The following is a 23,165-nucleotide window of genomic DNA, read 5'->3' as shown; positions in this document are numbered from 1 at the left end:
GGTACTTCGCAAGTTGTCTATATCCATACCAGAGTATGTCTCAAGGTCTTGAACAAATGGCCGATATTGAAATAGTGGAGTCTCACAACCGCTGGCTGATATGCGATGGAAGAAAAACTGAGTTCGGGAAATGATTAATCGACCCACATGAATAAAACAGGCGACCGGTGTTTGTATCCGCGGCCAAATAATATAGCTACTTGCAGTAGCAGAGAGCAGTATGGGAGAAAGGTGTGATGAAATTTAAAAGCATTCGGGGGAAATTGCTGGTCCTCATATCCGTTGGAATGATTATCGTGGCGGCTGTCGTGCTTCATGGATTTAACTCGGCATGGCAAAGTATCGGGCTCTTCGAGCAGGTTATTCTTCAGGAAGTGGACAATGAACGCCAGATAACCAACATGGCGCTCGAATTCAAGAAGCAGGTGCAGGAGTGGAAGAATGTCCTGCTGCGTGGCGCGGACAGCAAGCAGTTGGAAAAGTACTGGGGCAAGTTCGAGAAAACCGAGGCAGCCATTCAGAGTTCGGGAGCTGGATTACAGCAACGCCTTGAGGGTCAGACAAAACAGCTGGTTATGGATTTTTTGCAGGCGCACAAGACCATGGGTGTCGCCTATCGCAAGGGCCTGGAAGTATTCAAAAGTTCAGGATTTGATCATCATGCCGGCGACAAGGCGGTAGCCGGTATTGATCGAGCGCCGACAGAACTGTTGGAGAATGCGGCCAAAGAGATCAGCAGGCAGGCCAGCGATACGGCTGATCTGACCATTGTCAACAGTAAGGATGATTTGTTGCTGAGTGTGATTATTCTGGTGGTCGTCTTTATATTGACGGCAGCCTTTATTGTTCTGTTTGTGAATGCACAAGTTGTCAGACCTGCGATCAAGATTCAAAACCTGCTGGAAAAAATCGCGGCAGGAGATCTGTCACAGTTCACCAGTATCGAAAGCCGCGATGAGTTTGGGAGAATTGCCGGCAGTGTCAATCAAGTACAGAAACATCTGGGTGAAGTGATTCGGCGCCTGGTCAGTGTGGCGGGCCAGGTGAACGGATCGTCTGAAGATGTTTCCAGCATCACGGAGTCGAATCTGCAGGCGCTGTCCCGTCAACGCGGCGAGATGGAGATGGTTGCGACAGCGATGAATGAGATGACCATGACGATCCAGGAGGTAGCCAAAAACGCCACCGAAACCGCCCAGCAGGCAAAGGACGCCGATCAGCTCGCCGAGCAGGGGAACCAGAAGGTCTCTCAGGTGATTGGTGCGATCAGCCAGTTGTCGAACGAGATACAGGGACTGGCGGGAGAGGTACAGGCGCTGGAGGCGGATTCGACGGAAATCGGATCCGTGGTTGAGGTGATCCACAATATTGCCGAACAGACCAATCTGCTGGCGTTGAATGCGGCCATTGAAGCAGCGCGTGCCGGTGAGCAGGGACGCGGATTTGCCGTCGTTGCCGATGAGGTGCGTACCCTGGCCGACAGAACGCGCAAGTCCACCCAGGATATCCAGGCGATGATTGAACGTCTGCAGCAGGGTACCCGGAAAGCGGCAAGCGCCATGCAACAGGGCACCAAAAAAGTGGAATCCACTGTTGAGCTGGCAGAAGAGGCGGGTAAGGCACTGGGTCAGATCACCCGGGGGATCAACATCATCAGCGGGGCCAACATACAGATTGCCAGTGCCGCGGAAGAGCAGGGAGCGGTGGCGGAAGAGATTAACCGGAACATTGTCAGCGCCAATGACCTCGCCGTTCAGGTGCATGAGTCGGGTGCGGCAACCAGTCAATCCACCCATAAACTTGCTGAACTATCCACCGAGATGGTCGAATTAAGTGCCCATTTCAAACTTGCCGACGGAGATTAAAGCGTCTGGCAGTCGGCCGCACCAATAGTGGAGGTCGCCAACCGGGGCGGCCTCCACCTTACAATTTCTCATTGTGTGCGATAGGCTGCCTGAAGCTAACAGCCGCGCCACATCTCTATTCCTGCTTTGACTATCTGACCTCCCGTAGATGAAATGCCGGTAAAACCGGGATTCGATATGCATTTACCTCCCAACTGTTCTGGCCTACTCTAGGTTCAATAGAACCCATAACGGGTAGGTCATGGATATAACTCGATTCTGATGTTTAGGGGATATGGGGATGCTTACAACTCTTTTCTGGTTTCTGCTGTTTACGGGGGCGGCGATAACCCTGGCTTATCGGCGCGAGAGCCTCAAACGCTCCACGTTGATCATGGGTGGTCTGTTGCTCGCCTACACCCTGTTCGGGAGTGGATGGGCGCTCTGGTTGCTGCTGCTTTGGCTGATTTTTCTGGGCATGCTGCTGCTCAATTTCGACGACTTCAGACGCGACACAGTCTCCCGAAGGCTCCTCGCCATCTATCGGCAGATGCTGCCCTCCATGTCTAAAACGGAGCGGGAGGCGCTGGAAGCGGGTACGGTCTGGTGGGAGGGTGACCTGTTCTCCGGCTCACCGGACTGGGAAAAACTGCATCAAGTGCCGGCACCCCGATTGACCCGTGAAGAGCAGGCGTTTCTCGATGGTCCCACCGAGACACTCTGCCGCATGCTGGATGACTGGCAGATTACCCACGAACTGGCGGACATGCCACCGGAAGCGTGGGCCTATATCCGCCAGGAGAAGTTCTTTGCCATGATCATACCCAAACGGTATGGCGGCCTGGAGTTCTCCGCACTGGCTCAGTCCCGGGTACTGAGCAAGCTGGCCAGCCGCAGTCTGGTTGCCGCCTCCACGGTGGGTGTACCCAACTCCCTGGGGCCGGGTGAACTGCTGCTGCATTACGGCACCGAGGCGCAGAAAGATTATTATCTGCCACGCCTGGCGGCCGGCGATGAGATTCCCTGTTTTGCCCTCACCTCACCCCGGGTCGGTTCTGATGCCACGGCCATTACCGATACCGGTGTGGTCTGCCGGGGAGAATACGAGGGGCAGGAGATCATTGGAATCCGGCTCAACTGGGACAAGCGCTATATTACCCTGGCGCCGATCGCCACCGTGCTGGGGCTTGCCTTCAAGCTTTACGATCCGGACCACCTGATGGGTGAGCAGGATGAATACGGCATCACGGCCGCGCTGGTGCCGACCCGACTGCCTGGCGTAAAAGTTGGGCGTCGCCACTTTCCACTCAATATCCCGTTCCAGAACGGTCCGACCCAGGGTGAGGATGTGTTCGTGCCGCTGGATGCCATTATCGGTGGGCCGGCGCGGGCCGGGGAGGGGTGGAAGATGCTGGTGGAACAGCTCTCGGTCGGGCGTGGTATCACCTTGCCTTCCAACGCCATCGGTACCGGCAAGGCGGCGGTCTATGCCTCCGGAGCCTATGCCAGGATTCGCCGCCAGTTTGGTCTGCCGGTGGGCAAGTTTCACGGGGTCGGCGAGGTGCTGGGACGGATGGCTGGTCGTACCTATATCATGACCGCCGCTGCCGATGTGACCATTGGTGCCATTGATGCGGGGGAAAAGCCCGCTGTTCCTGCCGCCATCCTCAAGTACCACAATACCGAGATGGGTCGCGCCATCGCCAACGATGCCATGGATGTACAGGGTGGCAAGGGGATCATGCTGGGGCCGAAAAACTATCTGGGGCGCAACTACCAGGGGATTCCCATCGCCATCACGGTGGAGGGGGCCAATATCCTCACCCGGGGCCTGATCATCTTCGGACAGGGCGCGATCCGCTGCCACCCCTACGTGCTGAAAGAGATGGAAGCAGCCGGCACCGAGGGAGAGGCGGGTTTACAGGCGTTTGACCGGGCGCTGTTCGGTCATATCGGTTATGCCATCGGTAATGCCGCCCGCTCGCTGGTGATGGCACTGACCCAGGCGCGCTACGTGACGGCCCCGACACGGGATGATACACGCCGTTATTATCAGCATATCTCCCGCTACAGCGCGTCGTTTGCCCTGGCGGCGGATGTGGCCATGTTGACGCTTGGCGGGGCACTCAAGCGCAAGGAGCTGCTTTCGGCCCGGCTGGGTGATGTGCTGAGCGCCATCTACCTAGCCTCGATGGTGTTGAAGCACCACGTCAATCAGGGCAGCCCGGAGGAGGACCTGCCGATTGTCGAGTGGGCCTGCCGTTCTCTGCTCTACGACGCCCAGGAGCAGTTGCACGGGCTGTTGCGTAATCTGCCTAACCGCTGGGTGAGTGCGCTGCTGCGGCTGTTCGTGTTTCCACGGGGCCGTACCTACTCGGCACCGTCGGACGAACTGGGTCAGCAGATTGTTGAACTGATCATGAAGCCAACCGGCAGCCGTGAGCGGCTCTGCCAGGGGATTTATGCCGCTGTCGAGCCCAACAATCCGCTCGGGCTGCTGCAGGAGGCGCTGGAACTGACCGAGTCGGTCAAGCCCCTGGAGCGCAAGGTGTTCAATGCACGTCGGCAAGGCCAGTTTGTCTCGGAAGACACCCCGTCACAAATCAATGAGGCGGAACAGAAGGGTATCCTGACTGCTGACGAAGCCGAGCAGTTGAGAAGTTTCGATGCCAAGGTAATGGCGTTGATTGCAGTGGATGACTTTTCCTCTGAAGAACTGGCGGTAAGTAAAGCATCGGCGTCTGCAGCAAGGCCCAAGGCTCCTGCGAAAAAGCGGGTGGCGAAGAAGCGAGTGAGTAAGAAAAAGGTGGCGAAAAAAGCCGTCCCTAAAAAGGCCGTTATTGATCGCGAAGATAAGCAGGGCGATTGATTTACCCGTCATGTAGCAAGAATGTCGCAAGATCGTGGATTTGGGTTGGAATCGCCAGTTGACGGCTCTGCCCTTTTTCATGCGCTAGGGGCATTCGAGATTCAACTGTACACTGAACCAACCAGGGTTCATGTCGTCCCACTGTTATTGTCTTTATAAAAAAGGGAAGTGGGGACCGATGACTGTCTTGAAACGATTATCGATATTTGTTTTGCTTGGACTGGTACTGTCCGGTTGCTCTTCGAGCAAGGACTGGCGTACCGCCAGTCGGGAATCGGCGGGAATCGCCCCCGATCCTTCAGCTACCAATGAAGCCGTTTTGCAGGTCTATGGTGCCGACGCCTGGGGCTGGCGTGGCTGGTTTGCCATTCACACCTGGATCGCCGCCAAACGAACCGGCGATGATGCCTACACAGTATTCGACGTGATCGGTTGGCGGGGTCGAAACGGCCAGCCGGTGATGCGGATTACCCAGGATGCCCCAGACCGCTATTGGTACGGGGAAAAACCCCGGATTATAAAGGAATACCGGGGAGCGGGTGTCGATCGGCTGATTGATGCGGTGGAGCAGGCTGCCCGGGAGTATCCATGGAAAAACCAGTACACCGTGTTTCCCGGTCCCAACAGCAATACCTTTACCGCCTGGATCGCCAAACGGGTGCCGGAACTTGAGCTGAATCTACCCTTGTCTGCCATCGGTAAAAGTTACGTGGAGTAGGCAAAGTCGGGTCGCGTTGAATGTGGGAAAACCAGTGGATCTAAATAATCAGTTAATCATTAGTGTCGTTCATTGCCTGCTGGAACGATTCATGGGTTGATTTTCTTCCCTGAGATGGTCGTACTGTCCAGATTAATAATCTAAAAAAACGATTATTAAATAATAAAAAATCAATTAGATAAACTATTTTTCATCATCTATCCTTTCTACACGCACTGAGATAAGTGCGCGAGTACCAGAACTATGATGAGGAGAAAGATATGGAACTGAAAGGTAGTAAGACCGAACAGAATCTGAAGGATGCATTTGCTGGTGAGTCACAAGCCAATCGTCGCTACCTCTACTTCGCCTCCAAGGCGGATGTCGAAGGATACAACGATATCTCCGCACTGTTCCGCTCTACTGCTGAAGGTGAAACCGGACACGCCCATGGCCATCTGGAATACCTGGAGAGCTGTGGTGATCCTGCAACCGGTATGCCGATTGGAGGCACTGCGGACAATCTGAAAAGTGCGGTCGCGGGTGAAACCCACGAGTACACGGATATGTACCCCGGGATGGCTAAAACCGCGCGTGATGAAGGCTTTGATGAAGTGGCCGACTGGTTTGAGACCCTGGCCAAGGCCGAGCGCTCGCATGCCAACCGTTACCAGCGTGCACTGGACGAGATGGACTGATCTCTCATACGGAACAGGACCGGGATTGGTCCAATCCCGGTCCACTCACACAGGAAAGAATGGTTACAGGAGACAGCTGACATGGCAGTGAAAGAGGGCAATCTGGAGGCACCGACAAGGCATCCTATCGATTGGAAAAATCCCGATTTTTATAATGAAACCTCGCTTATGGATGAGTTGGAGCGGGTTTATGAAATCTGCCACGGTTGCCGGCGTTGTGTCAGTCTTTGCAATGCCTTTCCGACCTTATTCGACCTGATAGATGAATCCCCGACCTATGAAATCGACGGGGTAAATAAAGATGATTTCTGGAAGGTAGTGGATCACTGCTATCTGTGCGATCTCTGCTACATGACCAAGTGTCCCTATACGCCGCCCCATGAATGGAACGTGGACTTCCCGCACCTGATGCTGCGCGCCAAGGCGGTGAAATATAAAAAAGGTGATATGCCTGTTCGTGACAAGATACTGACCAGTACCGACAGAGTCGGCTCTCTGGCAGGCATTCCAGTGGTGGCGGGAATTGTTAATGCGGCCAACAAGGCGAAGCCGACCCGCAAGCTGCTTGAGTCAGTCCTGGGTGTGCACGCGGACGCCAGACTGCCGGAGTATCACTCCAATACATTACGGAAACGCCTGCGTCAGAATGTGGGCGCTTCCGGTGAAGGTGTCCCGGCCGGGCCGACCCAGGGCAAGGTGGCGCTGTTTGCTACCTGCTATGGCAATCGTAACGAACCCATTATTGGCGAAGATCTGGTGGCGGTGTTTGAGCACAACGGTATTCCGGTAACGATGGCGCAAAAGGAGCAGTGTTGTGGCATGCCAAAGCTGGAACTGGGTAACCTGGATGCCGTGGAACAGGCAATGCAGGCCAATATTCCGGAGCTTGCAAAGCTGGTTGATGAGGGATGGGATATTGTTGCCCCGGTACCTTCCTGTGCCCTGATGTTCAAACAGGAGTTGCCGCTACTGTTCCCGGATAACGCCGAAGTAGCGAAGGTGGGCAAGGCAATCTATGACCCGTTTGAATATCTGTTTCTGCGCAATAAACACGGGAAACTGAAAGCCGATTTTAAACAGTCCCTGGGCAAGGTGGCATACCATGCCGCCTGTCACCAGCGGGTGCAGAATATCGGCTCCAAAACCCGCGATGTACTATCGCTTGTTCCTGATACCACGGTGGACGTGATCGAACGCTGCTCCGGCCATGACGGTACCTACGCGGTAAAGAAAGAGTTCCATGAGACCTCGATGAAGATCGTACGCCCGGTGGTCAATCGGGTAAAACAGGCGGCCGCGGATCACTATGGCAGCGACTGCCCAATGGCGGGTCACCACATCGAACACGGCATGGGTGACGGTAGCCAGACTGAGCACCCTATGAGTCTGCTCAGAAAAGCTTATGGTATATAAATAGTTTGAAAAAAAGGAGAGAAACAATGGCAAGTGAAGGTTATCACGAACCGATCGAGGAGCTCTCGACAGAGACTCGGGATATGCATCGCGCCATCGTGTCACTGATGGAAGAGTTGGAGGCGGTAGACTGGTACAACCAGCGGGTGGATGCCTGCAACGATCCGGAACTGAAGGCGATTCTGGCCCATAACCGGGACGAGGAGAAAGAGCACGCCTCTATGGTGCTGGAGTGGATACGCCGGAATGATCCACGCTTTGATCATGAACTGAAGGATTACCTGTTCACTGAAAAACCGATTGCACACGAGTAGTGGTACAGGGATGTACCGTTTACGGACCTGAGGATGGAATAAGCGTTATCAAGGAGTTTTCGATCATGAGTAAATTGTCACACCAGGATCTCTACAGTCTGGAGGAGTATTCCCGTATCCGACCCGAGTTTCGAGCCAAGGTGATGGAACATAAAAAGGATCGGCGGGTAGCCATCGGTGAGCATGCCGCACTCTATTTTGAAGACACCCTCACCATGCAATACCAGGTGCAGGAGATGCTCAGGATCGAACGCATCTTTGAAGCGGAAGGGATTCAGGATGAACTGGATGTCTATAATCCGCTGATACCGGATGGACAGAACTGGAAAGCCACTTTCATGATGGAGTATGCCGACGTGGAAGAGCGGCGACATGCGCTGGCTCGCCTGATTGGCGTTGAGAAAGCGCTCTGGGTTCAGGTGGAAGGTTTTGACAAGGTGCATCCGGTGGCCAATGAAGACCTGGATCGCACCACCGAGGATAAGACCTCGGCGGTGCATTTTGTCCGCTTCGAGCTCACGCCGGAGATGGCGGTGGCAGCCAAGCAGGGAGCGACCATCCGGGCCGGTATATCACACCCGGCGTACACTGAAGAGACGGTAGTGAGCGAGAATGTACGCAACTCTCTGGCGGGTGATCTGCACTAGCCAAGATTTTCTGGCAGCCGGTGCCGACATCGGATCAACTGTCAGGCAGTGACCAGCATTTCACTGAACAGCGCCACGGAAAAACCCACTACTGCCCCCAGGGGAGGCGCCCAATGCCGCCGTAGGCGCGCCTGGGGCGCCACATCCTGGAAAATCAGATAGACAATGCCCCCGGATGCAAAAAGCATAATCGCCCCCAGAATGGTCGGAAGGTCCGATAAAAAGAAAAAGCCGGTGAGGCCTGCAACCGGACCGATAATCACTAGTGCAGCCATGACCCGTAGGATCTTTCGTCGGTTGCCGCGGTCATGCTTGATCAGTTCCCGGTAGCTATTGAAGCCCTCGGGAAGATTCTGCAGGCCGATCAGCAGCGCCAACAGGGGGGCAATCGGAGAATTAACCGCAACCATACCGCCCAGAGCGATCGCTTCGGGCAGGTAGTCCAGAATCATGCCCATGAACTGGGGTGACTCCCTGCGTTTTAGCCCCAGGGCCCGTTCAATCAGAAAGAAGGTGCAGCCGCCAGATAAGAACAGCGGAATTGCGAACAGGGAATCCTGCATGCGTGCAATGCCTTCGGGAACCAGCACCACGGCTACAGCGCCCAGCAAGATACCACCGCCCAAGGCGATCAGGAAATGACGGAACTCCCGCTCCAACCAGTTTGGTCGGATGTGTTCAAAGCTGGCGAGCAGACCGCCAAGGAAAATACAGCTTCCCGAAGCGATGGTCAGCGCCAGAATAGTAATTATTTCTGACATCTCTTATGGCTGCTGTAGATACAGGATGATGGTAATGTCAGGGTGTTTGCTTTACCGGTGTGAAGCGGTTGTTATTATATTGGTTCGGATTGGGTTTGTAATGCGTACATGAAAAAGGCCAAGCAGGAGTTGGCCGTTGCGGCAGGAAGGGTGTTTTGCGGGGCCGATAGATCGGCAAGTTTCGCGCTGAAGCGCAGCGTGCCCATCAAGCGTCCTGGATCACAACCATAAAAAAACCGCTACCCGAAGTTTCGGGTAGCGGTTCAGGTCAATCAGAAAGCAGTGATTAAGCGGCTTTCTTGGCGGCTGGAGCCTTCTTGGCAACAGGTGCGAGGTTGTTGACTGCAGTGGTTGCAGACTCAACGCTCTTTTCCGCGATCTTCTGCGCTTCGGCTGAGAACTGGCTGCCGATGTTGGCAACAGCCTGGGAATCAGCAATCACTTTCTCACCGATGGTCTTGAAAGTCTCACCCTGTTTGCTCAGGAAAGATTCCAGTGCTTTCTGATCGGTGATCTCGCTGGCGGAACGCATCTGCTCAAGACAGATTTCGGTATAATCGCGGGCGCTGTTCAACTGGATTTCGAACAGCTTTTCGATGTTGTAGACATAGAGCTTGTTAAGCTCCTGGACAGGTGCAAAAACAGTCTGTACCTGGGCGGTGAATTTCTCAAAGATTTCGTTAGTCATGACAATGGCCTTCCTTAGATGAGGGGGGGTTACGTTGATGATGCAGTGCAGCATAGCACTGGCAATGCTGCACTGCAATAACAATCTGGTTAAATTTTTGTTAACTGTGATATATATTTGAAATATAAGAGATTATCTACATCTCTAAGGAACTTTTCTGAAAGGCTACAGCCCGTTCTGCCCATTGCGGATGCGGGAAATCTCTAATATCTTGTTCGGCAAGCAAATAATTCAGGAGTATTCATGTCCAGCAATCAGCACCTCCCCCTCACGGATGTCAGAGGTATCGGACCCAGCGCGGCGTTACGGATGAAGCAATATGGCATCCTCACGGCCAACCAGCTCGCCGGAATGTCCATAGCAGAGTTCAAACTGAATTGTCCATCACTGGAGAAAAAGGGAGAAGCCTTTGTAAAGGGAGCGCGTAGACTGCTCAAACGGGCGGGTGGGGTTGCTGCTCCCACTAACAAAACGCAAACCGGATATCAGGTTGATTCCGGCCCGGATGTCGTTGAGAGCCGCCCGGATGTCGTTGAGAGCCGCCCGGTTGTCGATGATCAGGTCTCCCGTCCGGATGAGGCACGGGAAACAAAAAAGACCAAAAAAGGCAAAAAGAACAAGTCGCCCGTCGCCACTCTCGATGGAAAAGAATCTGTGGAGAAGAAGTCAAAGAGTGATGAGAAGAAAAAACGGAAAAAGAAAGATAAATTGAGTGAGCAGGATAAGAAGGAGAAGAAGGAGAAGAAGGAGAAAAAGGAGAAAAAGGAGAAAAAGGAGAAAAAGGAGAAAAAGGAGAAAAAGGGCGCTAAGAAAGATAAAGAGGGGAAGAAAGCGGACCAGAAAAAGAAGTTGGATAAAAAAGATAACTCATCCGACAAAAAGAAAAAGAAGGAAAAGAAGCGTGATAAAAAGGATAAAGGTTAGTTTCTCGGCGTGGGGCTGAATCGGTGGCTGGTTATTTGGAGGGGTGGCGGACACTGCTTTTCACAAGAATTCATTGGGCTAACGGATTGTTCTGGATTATCTGACTGAAAAATAAAAAATTTTCTGGCTAATTGAGAAGACATGGCCTATAGTGTCCGCAGCTACAGATTTTGTTATCGGCAGTTTTGGTCGTTCCATTCTTGTTACCCCCTCAATTCCTCGTTTCATTACCTGTCAGCAACAAGCACATTGTTCAATTTATTATCAGGTAAAAGATTATGGCTACAGGTACTGTAAAGTGGTTTAACGAGTCCAAAGGTTTTGGGTTTATTTCCCAGGATGATGGCGGCCCCGATGTATTCGTACATTTCAATGCGATCCAGGGTTCGGGTTTCAAAACCCTGGCCGAAGGTCAACCGGTCACCTTTGAGGTCGAGAAGGGTCCCAAGGGCCTGCAGGCGAGCAAGGTTAGCGCTTAAGTAGCGTTTCGTCGGCTAAACCGATATGAGGAACCCCGCTTCGGCGGGGTTCTTTATTGCTGGAAATACCGCAGTAACAGCTTCAATATTGTTAAAGAGGGAACCGCATTGAAAAAGATATTTATCGGAAATCTGCCATCCGACACCAATGAAGAAGATATTCAGACACTATTTTCCGAGTTCGGCACTGTCCGTTCATCCAAGCTGGTGATGGATGTCTTTTCCGGCCAATGCAAAGGCTTCGGTTTTATTGAAATGGAAGGCCATGAGGCGCGTGCCGCTATTGCCGGACTGAATGGCAGGGATTTCAACGGCAAGTCGTTGAAGGTTAACTTTGAAAGCCCCAAACCGGGTGGTGGTCGTCGACGCCGCTAGCCGGAAGGTGGTAAATACCAAGTATCAGTAGCGCCCCCGCTGTTTCATTCCGGCCATCAATTGCACCTGACATTCAGTCAGGTATTTATGCCGGAAAACCAGTACCAAGCCCGGACCACCGGATACCTATCCATTATTCGGCAGTACAGCAGAAGGCCATCCGCGCATCCTTTCGCGGACGGCCCAAACAAGTCCCCAAGCCTATTATTCAGAGGCTGGTTTGTCGCCCTTATCCATCATGGATTCGAAGGCGCTGAACTCTGCCTGGTCAATGGCACCGTTGGCATCCTTATCGATGGTTGTCCAATTCTCACTCACAGTGGCGTCCCGAGCGGCCTCTTCGGCAGTCAGCTGTCCATCCTGGTTTTGATCCAGGGACTCAAACTGAACGGTGTTCATATCTGCGGCATAGGTGGCTGCGGATAACATGGTGATAACTGAGAAACCAAGCAGTTTTACCAAGGTTGAAGTCTTCATTTTTTCCTCCAATTAGTCTTTGTGGTAGATCCACATGCTGAATAAAGCAGCATCCATGCCAGGCGCATAAATATGCATAAAATCAATGTGTTATGTGGAATTCGCTGGAGCGGCTATCGCGTGCCGACTCGAATCTGTCGCTGGTTGGCAACGGCTTTTTATGCCTGTTATTCAACTATCTGAATTAACGGGATATTTATCTGTTGCAAATCGACGACAGCGGCATGAATCTGAGGGAACGACACCGGGTGGCGCTGCTTATTGGTGCTATTCAGGCGCCTGGGGTGATGGGCGTTTGACCGGGGATTGTACTTCGTAGCCTTTCTCTTTCAACATATAGGCAGCGGTACCCCCAACTGCCGCACCCACCACGAATGCACAGCCCTGGATAAGGGTGCTGAATGCCAGGATGCCAATAGCCAGATAGAATGACTTTTTTCTCATCGTAATTCTCCGCTCTGTTCCAGACAGATGGCGTGGGTATTGAACAGGCGGGAGACCATGCCCCCGCCTGTAGTGAATCACCCTGCGTTGAACTTGATACTCCACCTCTGCGCCGTTGCCAGCGAGAGGCGGAGTATCAGGCCCAGCTACTCTTGCTCTTTCTTCTGCTCGAATGCAGAGAATTCAATAATGGGGCGGTCATCCGGTTTTACAACCAGATAATGCTCTTCCGTATATTTCTCACGGGCGGACAGCTCCTCCTGGGTGACCCCTATATGCAACTTATCCTGTTCCAGTCGCAGCTCATTCAGTGGCACCACATGCTTTGAGCCACCAATCAGGCCCAGGAACCCACCGGTGGAGATCACGGCGTAGACGTCGCCATTCTCCTTGCCGCTCACAACATCACTGACTTTCCCGATGGTCTCTCCGTCGCTGCCGACCACTTCCTTTCTATGGAGGTCGTCGGGTGTCAGTGTGAGCATAGGATTGTTCCCAGCCATTGGCTTGGCCTCGGTCCTGACCGGTTCATCCATGGGTTTTGGGGTACTGGTGGAGTATTGCGGTGATTCCTGCATGGTGGATTGCCCGGCCGGGACATCCGTCGTCCCGGGCGTTTGTGCGGTATCCTGCGCACTCAGAACGGGCAGAGTGACCAGGGCGGCTATAGTGCCCGCCAACAATGATTTTCGATATTCCTTGTTCATATATCCCTCCTGCCATTCGGCAGCGCTTGGGTTAGTCCACCGGCATCAGTCAGATGGGTGGTGATTGGTTCGATATTAACGGGGCAATTTTCTTGCCAGGAGATAAAAAAAGGCGTTACTTCAGTGTCTTGTCTGGATGGTGACAGAGGAGGCCGAATGGAAATCGGCGCTAGGGATGATCAGGGCGCCATACAGGGGATGTATCCCGTCGCCAGATGGCGACAGGTGCCAACCGGAGGCGCGGGGAAGGTGAATTATCGCCGTAGCGGTGGGCTCTTATTTTTCCGGGGCGCTGGCCAACATTCCGTTATTGGGGCAATTACTGAGGATCAGGTTGGGTGGGTCGAAGGAGAAAATAAACGGGCCTGCCTGCTTGAGGGCACTCAAGCCCAGAATTTGGCGCGTCTTACCGGGAAACACGGCCGCCTCGACGTTGCTCAGCTGGCATCCACCACCGATATTGAAATTTGACAATCGATAGACCGGGACCACCATCTCGGTGCCGTTGGCGAGTATGCCGCGCAACTCTCGCAGATATTCGGCCTGCTCGTTGCGTTGCAGCTCTCCCAGGGTCTCCTCGTTGATGGTGGTGTAGCCGGAGCCGGTATCCACCATGAAATCCATCGCTTCCAGATCCCCGGCCACTGCCTTTACATAGTAAGTAGTGGCATTGCCGGCGCGCATCGGGATGCTGGTGCCGAATTCGCCGGCACTGGCAGCGGTGCCGAGAAGAAGGGCACAGAATCCTGCGAAGGTTGTTATGACTGTTTTCATGGTCTGATATCCCGTGTCCAGTGGCAGATGAAGCACAGCACACCTTCCCGGGCAGGCCCATACTTGATCCGATGTTATCAAATAATGCGGCAAAGGATCATGGGAAAATAGATTCCCACAACCTGGGTTACTCAAACTAACAAAATAACTCCATCAGATTAACTATCGGAAGATTCGTGAAAATATTTAGGAGAGTTTATTACCTATTGGATGCGCGATTGGACAGGAGCATTAAGTATCGGTTTTGATTCCAACGATTGGGTATTGTTTTTCGACAGGATAGGGTGAGTGCAGGGGTGTAGAAACCACCGGCCAGGGCCGGTGGTTTCCGGGTTTAACATGGGTCGTATGGCGCAGCTTGCCAGGGTGTTATAGAAACAGATTCATGGCGACCATCATCACCACCAGGAACAGTACGGTCATGATGCCGCCGGCGCGCATGAAGTCGGGCACCCGATACCCGGCCGGTCCCATGATCAACGCGTTTACCTGGTGGGTCGGGATCAGGAACGAGTTGGAAGTGGCGATGGCAACGGTGAGTGCGAATATGGCCGGGTCGGCGCCGGCGCCGATGGCGATGTTGACCGCCAGCGGCACCAGCAGCACCGTGGCGCCCACGTTGGACATCACCAGGGTAAAGAAGGTGGCCAATATGGCGACTGCCGACTGGATGACCCAGATCGGCTGTTGGCCCACCACCGAGAGGGTCTGCTCGGCAATCCACTTGGCGGTGCCGGTACTCTCTACCGCCAGTCCGAGTGGAATTAGCGAGGCGAGCAGAAACACGGTTTTCCAACTGACTGCCTCATACGCCTCCTCAATGGAGAGTACCCCGGAGAGGATCATGCCCATGGCCCCGGTAAGCAGGGCTACCGACAATCTGATATCGGTAAACAGCACCATGAAGAGGGCAATGCTGAAGAACAGGGCGGCCCAACCCACCTTGTGCGGGCGCAATTCTTCTCGCGGATACTCGGTGGTAACTACGACGAAGTTGCGATCCTTCTCCAGACGGGCCAGGGCCTCCCAGGTGGTGTGGACCACCAGGGTGTCACCGGCGACGAACGGGATGCTGCGGATATCATCCCCTTCGCGCATGGTTTCACCGTTTCTGTGCAGCGCGATCATGGCAATGCCATAGACTTTGCGCATCCAAACATCACGTGCGCTCTTGCCTATCAGCTTGGAGCCGGGAGGGATCAGCACCTCGGCAATGCCGGCTTTGGTGGCGGCCAGGGATTCGGTGAAGGTGCGCAGTTCATTGCGCTTCCTGAGGCCGAAGGTGTCGACAAAATGATCGATGTTGCGAGACTCGGCGATGACGCCCAAAACCATGCCGTTCTCAATGGCGGTATCGCGTGCCAGCGTGCCTGGGCCTACCTGGCTCTCACCACCCGGGCGCTTGTTGGCGATGACGCGCACTTTATACAGCGTTTCGATATCATCCAGCTCTTTGCCGACCAGCTCGCTGCCATCGGGAACCACCAGTTCAAACAGGCTGAAACTGACCCCATAGAGATCACGGAAATACTGCATGGCGCCGGCGGCAGTGGTGCTGCTTTCGCTCTTGGTGGCGGGTAGAACGAAGCGTCCCGCCAATACGAAATAGATCACCCCGGTAGCCACCAGCAGTAGCCCAATCGGGGTGACGGAGAACAGGCCCCACGCCTCCATCTGCATTTCCTCGGGCAGGGCGCTATTGGAGGTTTTGATCAGGTCGTTCAACAGGATCAGCGGGGACGATCCCACCATAGTGACGGTGCCGCCGAGAATGGCACAGAAGCCCATCGGCATCAGCAGGCGCGACATGGGCAGGTCGGCCCGGGCGGAGATACGGGAGACCACCGGCAGGAACAGGGCGGCGGCGCCGACGTTCTGCATGAATGAAGAGATGATAGCGACGGTGCTGGAGATGATCGGAATGATGCGGCCCTCGGTCTTGCCGCCGATCTTGAGAATGAAGGCGGCCACCTGGCTCATGATACCGGTGCGGTCCAGGCCGGCGCCGATGATCATTACGGCGATGATGGAGATCACCGCATTGGAACTGAACCCGTCAAACAGGTGCTGGGTATCCACCAGTCCGGCGCTCAACCCCATCAGGGGGGCGGCCAGTGATGTGAGACCAAGCAGGACCATGATCATAATGGCCGCCACATCCACACCTACCACCTCAAAGGCGAACAGGTAGATAGTGAGCAGCAGCAGGGCGGTGACCCAGGCGATCTCGATAGAGGGGACATTCATGGCCAACAGTACCGCGCCGAGCAGGAAGAGTCCGGCGGAGATGATCTGTTTCAATGACAGCAATCGTGTCTGGGGAACTGTCTGCTCCTCATCGGCCAGTGTGTTCATGTATCTGCTCCCGAAGTAAAACTTGTATATTTGATTTGTGAAACTCCCTGTCCCGGGATAGTGCTGCCACTCTACTGAGTAAATTTGATATTCCGACGCCTGCGCATGCGGTCACCCCTCGCCAAGCGGCAAAGGCCGATCGAACTTCTCCATGCAGCCGCGCCCGACAAGCGCTGTGACACAGTCCGCCGGGTAGCTTGACGCTATGAGCTGTTGATTATTGGGCTTCTGGAATGCGTGATCAGCAGCAGCTGATGTTCCGAGGGGAAAAGATACTATAAATCATAAGGCCATTCTAATTTATTAATTTGCGGGTAGCGCAAACTGCTACTTATGACTTAACCGAAATCGCCCGCTGCATCCTGCCCGTTGAGCTAACTGGGTAATCAGGTTAGTTAACTATTAAGGCTAAAACCGGCAGACATTGCAGACCCCCAACTGTTGCTGGATGGCCATCAACTCCCGGGTGAGTTTAATCCGCCCCTCAGCCAGTTGACTGAGGATGAGCCTGCTGTCGGCGATAGCCTGTTCGTGTGTCGGCGTGATACCGGTTTTGGTGGTAATCAGTGTTTCATGTATTTGCTTTTGCTTGTTTTCATCCTTGACCAGGAGCTGGAAATTCTCACCCAGGGAGGCCGCCAAATCCATTTGCTGTTGTGTGAACGGAACGGCCACTTTGACCTGATGGGTAAGTTGGGTCTGCTCGGCCCATTCAGTCGTGCAGAGTCCTTGTATGGCCAGTTTGCCCTGGACCTGAGAGGCCTCATCGGGAAAAACAAGCGCCGTATGGGGGATGGACGGGAGCTGCACGTCTGTCGCATGGGAGTGATCATCTTCCATGGTCTCGTCGATGATTTTTATGTTGGCCAACAGTAGTGAAAATAGATCAAGGGACGACTCCGCCTCAAAACCAAGGGCGGCTATCTGGACATCGGATAGATCAAGTGTGGGCAGGTCGGCGGCAGTAAGCACTCCTGTGGACAAAATCAAATACTTCATACGGTGTCCTTTACTTCAAGTCTTCATCTTGATCAGCACTAATTGCGGTCAACAATGGTGCGCTGACACGCTATGATCGCGGCTGGGATAAGCATCCATCCGACAGGTAAATGGCTGCTGCTCTTATATCGTATCTTTGCACAATATTATCATAAACAGTTGGATATCAATCCAGTTTTCCCCGTGCTGTCTTGACGCCGATCTGCCTGGCACGGGGGTATCGGCAGCAGATGCGTTTTACGATTCGACAGAGCCCTTGCAGTCGTGCGACTGCTGCTCCAGCGCCAGCAAAAACCGCTTGGCGCGGATGCCGCCGCCAAATCCGGTCAGACTGCCATTGGCACCGATTACCCGATGGCAGGGGATGACGATGGGCAGCGGGTTGCGGCCGTTGGCGGCCCCCACGGCACGGACAGCGGTTGGTTTGCCGATTTGCTGCGCAATATCGCTGTAACTGCGGGTTTCGCCATAAGGAATCGACTGCAGGGCTTGCAGTACATGGAGTTGGAATGCCGTACCATGCGGGTGCAGCGGCAGATCAAACTCAGTCCGGTCGCCGGAAAAATACTCCGCAAGCTGTGCCTTGACCGTGGCAAATGGCTGACCATCCCGTATCCAGTCTGCTGCGGGTTCGAGATGACCCTTGCCTTCAGGAAAGCCGATGAATCGAAGGCCGCTGTCATCGCCCGCCAACAGCAGTGAGCCAATAGGGCTGTTGTAGTAGTCGTATTTCATGTCAGGTTATCCGTTCAGTTGTGCCGCCGCGCGCCACAGATACATGCCTGCATAGGCGCGCCAGGGACGCCAGTTGGCGGATCGTTCAAGCAGTGCCGCCGCGCTCTGGTCACCGTACAGCTGCCTGGCTACTTTAAGCAAAACGAGATCGGAATGCAGAAAGGCGTCCGGATCGGAGAGCACGCGCAGGGCGATATAGCCGGCGGTCCATTCACCGATCCCCCTGATGGCAACCAGGGCTTGTCGCAAGGCGTCCGGCTCGACCCATCGGTCCAGGTTCACCACGCCCCCGGCAACGGCGCGGGCCAGGTCAACAATGGCCCGCGCGCGCGCCTGTGGCATGGGGAAGTCCGTCGGATCGGCCCGCATCAACCGCTCTGGTGACGGGAACAGGGTGGCACCGTTCACGGTGGTGCCGAAGCGTTCTGCGATCCGGCCCATGACCGTGGTGGCCCCGCTGACTGAAATCTGCTGTCCTACGATCGCCCGCACCGCCAGTTCAAAACTGTCCCAGCTGCCGGGTACCCGGATGCCTGGATTCTCCGACAGCAGTTTGTCCAATGTCTTGTCGTGTGAAAGGGTGCCGTTGATCTCCAGCGGGTCGGCATTGAGATCAAACAGATTCCTGATCCGCTCCACCAGCGTGTAGAGGGGAGCCGTAGAAGGTAAATCGAGCCGGCACTGCAGCGCGGGCTCGGATTCACTGTGGCTTACCTCGATATGGCCGACCTGACCATCCAGTTCGACGTGTCGGTGCCAGCGCCCATCACTGACCCACTCGACCCCGGGTACGGCCCGTTTGGCCAGAAAGGCGCTGATTGAATCCCAGCAATAGGGGGCGCGGTAGGGCAGGCGGATACTGAGCAGGCCGTCGGAAGCCTGCCTTGTGCCGGCTCTCAGTGCGGAGGGTGGTCGATCATAGACCTTGCGGAAATGGTCGTTAAAACGACGTATGCTGCCGTAACCCGCCGCCATCGCCACCTCGGTCATGGGGAGGCTGGTCTCATTAATCAGTTTTTTCGCGAACTGCAGTCGCCGGGTCTGGGCAATAGCGATAGGTGATGCGCCGAGATGCTGCTGAAACAGTCGGCTAAGATGCCGGCTGGTTATGCCGAGCCTGTCGGCGAGGGTGCTGATCGAGGATTGGTCGAGTGCCCCTTCATGGATCAGCCGCAGCGCCCGGGTGACGCTGGTCGAGCTGCCGCACCAGGCCGGCGTGCCGGGGGCTGATTCCGGACGGCAGCGCAGGCAGGGACGGTAACCGTCTTCTATTGCTGCCGCTGCACTCTTGAAGAAAATGACGTTTTCCGCTTTCGGCAGGCGTACAGGACAGATCGGCCGGCAGAAAATACCGGTGGTTTTTACCCCGACAAAGAAGCGCCCGTCGAAGCGGGGGTCCCGGGTCTGTCTGGCCTGTTCACAGGTGGTGAGGTCGATCTCCATCGCCGCTGTCTGCCTTTGTGGATTACCGGTTTCGGTTATCTTAGGGCAGTGACTGGCACGGTGCTAGCCGGAATCGGACCTCTATTCCAGCATGGTCGGAGATCGTTCTGCCCCGCTAGCCCTATGTTCCTCACCCGACAGAGTGTCCGTAAAGGAAGGTGAATGTAGAGTGGATAAGCGACAGTGCATCCACCGGGCATTGGCGGATGCGCCTACCGGCTTATCTACCCTACCAGACAGCGGGTTCATACTCCGGCTCTGGTCTTACCGGGCGCTATGCCTTGCTGCCGCACTCCTGGAAGATGCGTTGCTGACAGCCGGCGCATACCGATTTGTCCAGCTTGTGGTAGATGGCATGAATGGCCGCGTTCTTCGATTGGAAGATATTGCGGTCACCGATCTCCTCGAGATCGCCACTTCGCTCCAGGGCATCCCACAGCCGCTCCTTGACATCGATCAGGTAGAGCCTGCCGCCTGCATCCTTGCGTCGTTTTGCCTCTTCAACCAAGGCGTGGCCGCCCTGCAGGTCCACAAAGTTTATGCCGCTGGCAATGATGGCGAGGTGCTTCTTTTCGGGATGGTTGGTGCGGATGCGATCGAACTGCTCCTGCAGGTGATTCACCGAACCAAAGAACAGGGAACCGTCGATGCGGATAATCTTGAGCTGTTTGCACTCCGGCAGATCGGGGTCGCTGGAAAAGGCGTGCTTGTAGAGACGGGGATCCGGCACCCGGGTGACGATATTGGGCTTGGAAACCCGCTCCAGATAGAGCACCAGGGAGAGCAGGACACCGGCGAAGATGGCAAATTCCAGTTCCAGGAACATGGCGCTCAACAGGGTCACCAGCAGCACCGCGCTCTCCCGCTTGGAGGATTTCAGGACGTGTCCAATCGCCTTGAAATCGATCAGGCCCCAGGCCACCAGGAACAGGATACCGGCCATAGCCGCCTTGGGCAGATAGGCGGCATAGGGCGCCACCAGCAACACGATCACCATCAACAGCAGGGCGGCAAACACGGCAGCCAGCGGGGTCTTGGCACCAGACTGATAATTGAGTCCGCTGCGGTTGAATGAGCCGGTCGCTACATAGCCGGAGAAGAAGGAACCGGCGATGTTGGACAGACCCTGGCCGATAAACTCCTGATTGCCATTGATACGATAACCACCACGGGCCGCAATGGAGCGGCCGATGGAGACGGCCTCGGTCAAGGCAAACAGGGTGACCGCCAGCGCGGTGGGGGCCAGATCCTTGATATGCTGGAGCGACAGGTCCGGCGCCGAGAGCGGCGGTAGCGCCGCCGGCAGGGCGCCGACGGTGGGAATATGAGTGATGGCGTGGCCAAAGGTGTAATCCAGCAGTAGCGATACCAGTGTGCCGGTGAGCATGGCGGCGATCATGTAGGGAATGCGCGGAAACCAGTGCTTGAAGGCGATACCGGAGAGCAGGGTGATCAAGGCAATACCACTTACCCAGGGGTTGATCTCCTGCAGATGTTGCGTGAAATTGAAAACAATCTCATGCAGATGGCCGCCGCTGTCCATTTCGATACCGAAAAAGTACTTGAGCTGTTTCGCTGCAATCAATACGGCGGCACCCGCGGTGAATCCGATAATGACCGAGTGGGAGATGAAATTGACCAGCGCACCCATGCGCGCAAGACCCAGCGCCAGCTCAAACACACCGACCATGAAGGTGAGGGTTAGGGCCAGAGTGATGTAATCGGCGGTGCCCGGGGTGGCGTAGACCGAGAGGGCGGAGAACAACACTACCGAGGCGGCGGTGGTCGGACCTGAAACCAGATGCTTGGATGAACCGAACAGGGCCGCGATGATCGCCGGGATCATGCCCGCATAGAGGCCGTATTCCGGTGGCATGCCGGCGATAGTGGCAAAGGCCACGCCTTGTGGCAGCACGACGATGGCGCCGGTGAGAGCGGCAATCAGATCGGCACGCAGATCGCGCTTGTCGATGTTTGGAAGCCAGTGGGTGAACGGGAATAGAAAGCTCAAGCCGGGATGCAGTGCCGTAATACGCATCTGTTCTTTGTGATTACCTCGTGTCAAAGCCGGCACCTGGAGATGCCGGGATCTGGTACATCCGCTGTGTGCACTGTGGCCATCCCAGCGCATTCCGGAAGGAAACCGGGTTCAGCGTCCGGACCGGCGGTCTGTCAAGCAGATAGGTGTTGCAAGCTGTTGATTCTTCAGCATCCAGAACGGATTATTGCGTGTGCTGATGTTTCGGCTTTTACCATACAATAAACAATTAGGTTTTTCTAATTTATTAATATTACCGTTAGTGTAAGTCACAGCTTATACATTGCTGTTTGACAACAGTCCGAGTAAAGGAACGATGGGGAGCTGACGGCTGCAGATTTGTAGGGCAGTGATTAAGGTGGACGGATAGGCCATCGGCCACTTCACAGCGACGGTCGCAACGAAGACGCGGGATTGTACTCTAACCCTGATGGTTATGATTGTGTGACCGGCACGGGACCATAATTGGAGCGTCAGGTGCATCTATTGGAATTTATCGGCCGTGCTTTGGCCCATTATCTGCACCAACCGAGCAGGCACGGCGCCCGCCCCGCCACCTGTACAACCGATCAGTTGGCAACCGTCCTGCGTAAGGGTGATGTCCTGCTGGTTGAGGGCTCCAGCCGTTTCAGTACGGCGGTTAAATACCTGACCCAGTCAACCTGGTCGCATGCCGCTCTCTATATCTCGGCGGACGGTGATTCGCCGGATGCAATCCTACAAGGCGGAACGCTTCTGGAAGCGGATGTGCTCGAGGGCGTGCGGCTGGTCCCGCTGAGTGACTATTGGAACCTGCACACACGTATCTGTCGTCCGATCGGCCTTACCCCGACCGAGATCGATGCGGTGGTGGAGTATGGTGTATCCAGAATCGGCCATCAGTACGATCTGAAGAATGTTCTCGATCTGGCGCGCTATCTGATCCAGACACCTCCCGTGCCTTCCCGCTGGCGCCGCCGTATGCTGGCGCTGGGCAGTGGTGATCCCACTCGGGCTATCTGCTCTTCACTCATCGCCCTGGCGTATCAGTCGGTACAGTATCCGATTCTTCCCGATAGCGTTCTCATGAAATCGCCGGACCAGGCGTGTCAGGACTGTTACCAGGAGATGCTGCACATTCGTCACCATAGCCTGTTCGCACCGCGGGATTTTGATATCTCGCCCTATTTTCAGATCATCAAGCCGATGCTGCAGATCGAGTTCGATCCCCATACCCTGACCTGGGGTGATCCCGCGGACAATGAGCATGGAGATTCCTGATATATCGTTTCCGGATTCCCCGCCAAACTCGGCCAGGGTTTGCTGCCGCTCCTGCCGCTACGCTTGGTCGCCGGAGTGGTTTGATCTGTAGGAGGCCCGCCCCGGGCCGACTTCGCGGCGAGGGCGCTACTCCTACCGCTACGCTTGGTCGCCGGTGTGGGTTTGATCTGTAGGAGGCCCGCCCCGGGCCGAATTCGCGGCGAGGGCGCCGCTCCTACCGCTAC

The 23,165-nt window shown here is 55.1% G+C and carries 22 protein-coding genes; 11 read left to right on the top strand and 11 right to left on the bottom strand.

All coding sequences use genetic code 11. From position 1 onward, the window contains the following. Positions 1–236: 236 nt before the first annotated feature. From A3GO_RS22865 to A3GO_RS0106685, 7 genes are all read left to right on the top strand, one after another. A complete protein-coding gene (locus tag A3GO_RS22865; RefSeq protein ID WP_051301909.1) occupies positions 237–1,865 on the top strand; it encodes a methyl-accepting chemotaxis protein in 1,629 nt (542 codons plus the stop codon). Positions 1,866–2,145: 280 nt separating this feature from the next. Beyond that, the gene (locus A3GO_RS22860) at positions 2,146–4,713 is read left to right on the top strand and encodes an acyl-CoA dehydrogenase (protein ID WP_157606745.1); all 2,568 of its coding nucleotides are present in this window, start codon (positions 2,146–2,148) and stop codon (positions 4,711–4,713) included. A gap of 178 nt (positions 4,714–4,891) precedes the next feature. Beyond that, positions 4,892–5,431: a DUF3750 domain-containing protein gene (locus tag A3GO_RS0106705; RefSeq protein WP_029132751.1), complete on the top strand. Its 540-nt coding sequence runs from the start codon at positions 4,892–4,894 to the stop codon at positions 5,429–5,431. 260 nt (positions 5,432–5,691) lie between these two features. Continuing rightward, positions 5,692–6,108: a rubrerythrin family protein gene (locus A3GO_RS0106700; protein ID WP_029132750.1), complete on the top strand. Its 417-nt coding sequence runs from the start codon at positions 5,692–5,694 to the stop codon at positions 6,106–6,108. 81 nt (positions 6,109–6,189) lie between these two features. Continuing rightward, positions 6,190–7,521 (top strand): heterodisulfide reductase-related iron-sulfur binding cluster, encoded by a 1,332-nt coding sequence (locus A3GO_RS0106695; RefSeq protein WP_029132749.1) that lies wholly within the window; start codon positions 6,190–6,192, stop codon positions 7,519–7,521. Between the two features lie 26 nt (positions 7,522–7,547). Further along, positions 7,548–7,835 carry an encapsulin-associated ferritin-like protein gene (locus A3GO_RS0106690; RefSeq protein WP_029132748.1) on the top strand — a complete coding sequence of 96 codons (288 nt, stop codon included), beginning with the start codon at positions 7,548–7,550 and terminating at the stop codon, positions 7,833–7,835. A gap of 65 nt (positions 7,836–7,900) precedes the next feature. Continuing rightward, complete coding sequence (locus A3GO_RS0106685; protein WP_211245086.1) at positions 7,901–8,482, top strand: DUF3501 family protein; 582 nt, start codon at positions 7,901–7,903, stop codon at positions 8,480–8,482. A 41-nt stretch (positions 8,483–8,523) separates the two neighbouring features. Here the strand turns inward: A3GO_RS0106685 and A3GO_RS0106680 are convergent, their stop codons facing one another. Together A3GO_RS0106680 and A3GO_RS0106675 are read right to left on the bottom strand one after the other, a co-directional pair. Beyond that, positions 8,524–9,243: a ZIP family metal transporter gene (locus tag A3GO_RS0106680; RefSeq protein ID WP_029132746.1), complete on the bottom strand. Its 720-nt coding sequence runs from the start codon at positions 9,241–9,243 to the stop codon at positions 8,524–8,526. Positions 9,244–9,529: 286 nt separating this feature from the next. Further along, positions 9,530–9,931, bottom strand: coding sequence for a phasin family protein (locus tag A3GO_RS0106675; RefSeq protein ID WP_029132745.1), 402 nt, complete (start codon positions 9,929–9,931; stop codon positions 9,530–9,532). A 243-nt stretch (positions 9,932–10,174) separates the two neighbouring features. Between A3GO_RS0106675 and A3GO_RS26065 the strand changes: the two genes are divergently transcribed. The 3 genes from A3GO_RS26065 to A3GO_RS0106660 all read left to right on the top strand — a co-directional run bounded on the left by A3GO_RS26065 (position 10,175) and on the right by A3GO_RS0106660 (position 11,709). Then, complete coding sequence (locus tag A3GO_RS26065) at positions 10,175–10,855, top strand: hypothetical protein (RefSeq protein WP_051301908.1); 681 nt, start codon at positions 10,175–10,177, stop codon at positions 10,853–10,855. A 278-nt stretch (positions 10,856–11,133) separates the two neighbouring features. Then, a complete protein-coding gene (locus tag A3GO_RS0106665) occupies positions 11,134–11,334 on the top strand; it encodes a cold-shock protein (protein ID WP_029132744.1) in 201 nt (66 codons plus the stop codon). Positions 11,335–11,442: 108 nt separating this feature from the next. Continuing rightward, the gene (locus A3GO_RS0106660; protein WP_029132743.1) at positions 11,443–11,709 is read left to right on the top strand and encodes an RNA recognition motif domain-containing protein; all 267 of its coding nucleotides are present in this window, start codon (positions 11,443–11,445) and stop codon (positions 11,707–11,709) included. 204 nt (positions 11,710–11,913) lie between these two features. Here the strand turns inward: A3GO_RS0106660 and A3GO_RS0106655 are convergent, their stop codons facing one another. The 9 genes from A3GO_RS0106655 to A3GO_RS0106615 all read right to left on the bottom strand — a co-directional run bounded on the left by A3GO_RS0106655 (position 11,914) and on the right by A3GO_RS0106615 (position 21,681). Next, entirely contained in the window at positions 11,914–12,186 is a 273-nt protein-coding gene (locus A3GO_RS0106655) for an EH domain-containing protein (protein ID WP_029132742.1), read from the bottom strand. A 267-nt stretch (positions 12,187–12,453) separates the two neighbouring features. Beyond that, positions 12,454–12,630 (bottom strand): hypothetical protein, encoded by a 177-nt coding sequence (locus tag A3GO_RS26060; protein WP_157606744.1) that lies wholly within the window; start codon positions 12,628–12,630, stop codon positions 12,454–12,456. 146 nt (positions 12,631–12,776) lie between these two features. Then, positions 12,777–13,337 (bottom strand): PRC-barrel domain-containing protein, encoded by a 561-nt coding sequence (locus A3GO_RS0106645; RefSeq protein WP_029132741.1) that lies wholly within the window; start codon positions 13,335–13,337, stop codon positions 12,777–12,779. A gap of 276 nt (positions 13,338–13,613) precedes the next feature. Beyond that, on the bottom strand, positions 13,614–14,111 hold the full coding sequence (locus tag A3GO_RS0106640; RefSeq protein WP_029132740.1) for a retropepsin-like aspartic protease family protein: 498 nt from the start codon (positions 14,109–14,111) through the stop codon (positions 13,614–13,616). Positions 14,112–14,480: 369 nt separating this feature from the next. Next, positions 14,481–16,466 (bottom strand): SLC13 family permease, encoded by a 1,986-nt coding sequence (locus tag A3GO_RS0106635; protein ID WP_029132739.1) that lies wholly within the window; start codon positions 16,464–16,466, stop codon positions 14,481–14,483. Between the two features lie 408 nt (positions 16,467–16,874). Further along, positions 16,875–17,465 carry a hypothetical protein gene (locus A3GO_RS0106630; protein WP_029132738.1) on the bottom strand — a complete coding sequence of 197 codons (591 nt, stop codon included), beginning with the start codon at positions 17,463–17,465 and terminating at the stop codon, positions 16,875–16,877. 237 nt (positions 17,466–17,702) lie between these two features. Then, a complete protein-coding gene (locus A3GO_RS0106625) occupies positions 17,703–18,200 on the bottom strand; it encodes a methylated-DNA--[protein]-cysteine S-methyltransferase (RefSeq protein ID WP_029132737.1) in 498 nt (165 codons plus the stop codon). A gap of 6 nt (positions 18,201–18,206) precedes the next feature. After that, on the bottom strand, positions 18,207–19,643 hold the full coding sequence (locus tag A3GO_RS0106620) for a DNA-3-methyladenine glycosylase 2 family protein (RefSeq protein WP_029132736.1): 1,437 nt from the start codon (positions 19,641–19,643) through the stop codon (positions 18,207–18,209). A 274-nt stretch (positions 19,644–19,917) separates the two neighbouring features. Beyond that, complete coding sequence (locus A3GO_RS0106615) at positions 19,918–21,681, bottom strand: SulP family inorganic anion transporter (protein WP_029132735.1); 1,764 nt, start codon at positions 21,679–21,681, stop codon at positions 19,918–19,920. A 477-nt stretch (positions 21,682–22,158) separates the two neighbouring features. Between A3GO_RS0106615 and A3GO_RS0106610 the strand changes: the two genes are divergently transcribed. Further along, positions 22,159–22,941: a YiiX/YebB-like N1pC/P60 family cysteine hydrolase gene (locus A3GO_RS0106610; RefSeq protein ID WP_029132734.1), complete on the top strand. Its 783-nt coding sequence runs from the start codon at positions 22,159–22,161 to the stop codon at positions 22,939–22,941. The last annotated feature ends 224 nt before the right edge of the window (positions 22,942–23,165 follow it).

The organism is Sedimenticola selenatireducens DSM 17993, assembly GCF_000428045.1.
Classification (GTDB): Bacteria; Pseudomonadota; Gammaproteobacteria; order Chromatiales; family Chromatiaceae; genus Sedimenticola; species Sedimenticola selenatireducens.
Note: the sequence above shows the minus strand (reverse complement) of the source record. Positions and strands in the feature narration are given on the sequence as shown.

Excerpts from the sequence above, each read along its gene's own strand:
- A3GO_RS0106695 (WP_029132749.1), top strand. The coding sequence starts at position 6,190 with ATGGCAGTGAAAGAGGGCAATCTGGAGGCACCGACAAGGCATCCTATC.
- A3GO_RS0106620 (WP_029132736.1), bottom strand. The coding sequence starts at position 19,643 with ATGGAGATCGACCTCACCACCTGTGAACAGGCCAGACAGACCCGGGAC.
- A3GO_RS0106625 (WP_029132737.1), bottom strand. The coding sequence starts at position 18,200 with ATGAAATACGACTACTACAACAGCCCTATTGGCTCACTGCTGTTGGCG.
- A3GO_RS0106635 (WP_029132739.1), bottom strand. The coding sequence starts at position 16,466 with ATGAACACACTGGCCGATGAGGAGCAGACAGTTCCCCAGACACGATTG.
- A3GO_RS0106680 (WP_029132746.1), bottom strand. The coding sequence starts at position 9,243 with ATGTCAGAAATAATTACTATTCTGGCGCTGACCATCGCTTCGGGAAGC.
- A3GO_RS26065 (WP_051301908.1), top strand. The coding sequence starts at position 10,175 with ATGTCCAGCAATCAGCACCTCCCCCTCACGGATGTCAGAGGTATCGGA.
- A3GO_RS0106690 (WP_029132748.1), top strand. The coding sequence starts at position 7,548 with ATGGCAAGTGAAGGTTATCACGAACCGATCGAGGAGCTCTCGACAGAG.
- A3GO_RS0106665 (WP_029132744.1), top strand. The coding sequence starts at position 11,134 with ATGGCTACAGGTACTGTAAAGTGGTTTAACGAGTCCAAAGGTTTTGGG.
- A3GO_RS0106615 (WP_029132735.1), bottom strand. The coding sequence starts at position 21,681 with ATGCGTATTACGGCACTGCATCCCGGCTTGAGCTTTCTATTCCCGTTC.
- A3GO_RS22860 (WP_157606745.1), top strand. The coding sequence starts at position 2,146 with ATGCTTACAACTCTTTTCTGGTTTCTGCTGTTTACGGGGGCGGCGATA.
- A3GO_RS0106675 (WP_029132745.1), bottom strand. The coding sequence starts at position 9,931 with ATGACTAACGAAATCTTTGAGAAATTCACCGCCCAGGTACAGACTGTT.
- A3GO_RS0106645 (WP_029132741.1), bottom strand. The coding sequence starts at position 13,337 with ATGAACAAGGAATATCGAAAATCATTGTTGGCGGGCACTATAGCCGCC.
- A3GO_RS22865 (WP_051301909.1), top strand. The coding sequence starts at position 237 with ATGAAATTTAAAAGCATTCGGGGGAAATTGCTGGTCCTCATATCCGTT.
- A3GO_RS0106640 (WP_029132740.1), bottom strand. The coding sequence starts at position 14,111 with ATGAAAACAGTCATAACAACCTTCGCAGGATTCTGTGCCCTTCTTCTC.
- A3GO_RS0106630 (WP_029132738.1), bottom strand. The coding sequence starts at position 17,465 with ATGAAGTATTTGATTTTGTCCACAGGAGTGCTTACTGCCGCCGACCTG.
- A3GO_RS0106685 (WP_211245086.1), top strand. The coding sequence starts at position 7,901 with ATGAGTAAATTGTCACACCAGGATCTCTACAGTCTGGAGGAGTATTCC.
- A3GO_RS0106700 (WP_029132750.1), top strand. The coding sequence starts at position 5,692 with ATGGAACTGAAAGGTAGTAAGACCGAACAGAATCTGAAGGATGCATTT.
- A3GO_RS26060 (WP_157606744.1), bottom strand. The coding sequence starts at position 12,630 with ATGAGAAAAAAGTCATTCTATCTGGCTATTGGCATCCTGGCATTCAGC.
- A3GO_RS0106655 (WP_029132742.1), bottom strand. The coding sequence starts at position 12,186 with ATGAAGACTTCAACCTTGGTAAAACTGCTTGGTTTCTCAGTTATCACC.
- A3GO_RS0106705 (WP_029132751.1), top strand. The coding sequence starts at position 4,892 with ATGACTGTCTTGAAACGATTATCGATATTTGTTTTGCTTGGACTGGTA.